Origin of the sequence: Streptomyces durhamensis, assembly GCF_000725475.1 — a bacterium.
GTDB lineage: Bacteria > Actinomycetota > Actinomycetes > Streptomycetales > Streptomycetaceae > Streptomyces > Streptomyces filipinensis.
Genome location: NZ_JNXR01000080.1, coordinates 1 through 1,283, shown reverse-complemented (window position 1 = coordinate 1,283; position 1,283 = coordinate 1). Strand labels below are relative to the sequence as shown.

General features: G+C 70.6%; 1 protein-coding gene. It reads left to right on the top strand.

The window, feature by feature from the left end; genetic code table 11:
• A partial coding sequence (carB, locus tag IO33_RS0141830) for a carbamoyl-phosphate synthase large subunit (protein ID WP_031174312.1) occupies positions 1 to 1,283 on the top strand: 1,283 nt, incomplete at both ends.

Genomic DNA, 1,283 nt, shown 5'->3' with positions numbered 1-1,283 from the left:
ATCATCCTGGGTTCCGGGCCGAACCGGATCGGGCAGGGCATCGAGTTCGACTACTCCTGTGTGCACGCCTCCTTCGCGCTCAGCGATGCGGGCTATGAGACGGTGATGGTCAACTGCAACCCGGAGACCGTCTCCACCGACTACGACACCTCCGACCGGCTGTACTTCGAGCCGCTCACCCTGGAGGACGTGCTGGAGATCGTCCACGCCGAGCAGCAGGCCGGCCCGGTCGCGGGCGTGATCGTGCAGCTGGGCGGCCAGACCCCGCTCGGCCTCGCCCAGGCCCTGAAGGACAACGGTGTGCCGATCGTGGGTACGTCGCCGGAGGCGATCCACGCGGCCGAGGACCGTGGCGCCTTCGGGCGGGTCCTGGCGGAGGCGGGCCTGCCGGCCCCGAAGCACGGCACGGCCACCACCTTCGCGCAGGCCAAGGCGATCGCCGACGAGATCGGTTACCCGGTCCTGGTCCGGCCCTCCTACGTCCTCGGCGGGCGCGGCATGGAGATCGTCTACGACGAGACCCGGCTCGCCGCCTACATCGCCGAGTCGACCGAGATCAGCCCCTCCCGTCCGGTCCTGGTGGACCGGTTCCTGGACGACGCGATCGAGATCGACGTGGATGCCCTCTACGACGGCGAGGAGCTCTACCTCGGCGGCGTGATGGAGCACATCGAGGAGGCCGGCATCCACTCCGGCGACTCCGCCTGCGCGCTGCCGCCGATCACGCTGGGCGGCTTCGACATCAAGCGGCTGCGCGCCTCCACCGAGGCGATCGCCAAGGGTGTCGGGGTGCGGGGTCTGATCAACATCCAGTTCGCGATGGCGGGTGACATCCTCTACGTCCTGGAGGCCAACCCGCGTGCCTCGCGGACCGTGCCGTTCACCTCGAAGGCGACCGCGGTGCCGCTGGCCAAGGCCGCCGCCCGGATCTCGCTGGGCGCGACCGTCGCCGAGCTGCGCGCGGAGGGCCTGCTGCCGAAGCACGGCGACGGCGGCGAGCTGCCGCTGGACGCGCCGATCTCGGTGAAGGAGGCCGTCATGCCGTGGTCGCGCTTCCGTGACATCCACGGCCGCGGCGTGGACACGGTGCTGGGCCCGGAGATGCGCTCCACCGGCGAGGTGATGGGCATCGACTCCGTCTTCGGCACGGCGTACGCCAAGTCGCAGGCGGGTGCCTACGGCCCGCTGCCCACCAAGGGCCGCGCGTTCATCTCGGTCGCCAACCGCGACAAGCGCTCGATGATCTTCCCCGCGCGGGAGCTGGTCGCGCACGGCTTCGAGCT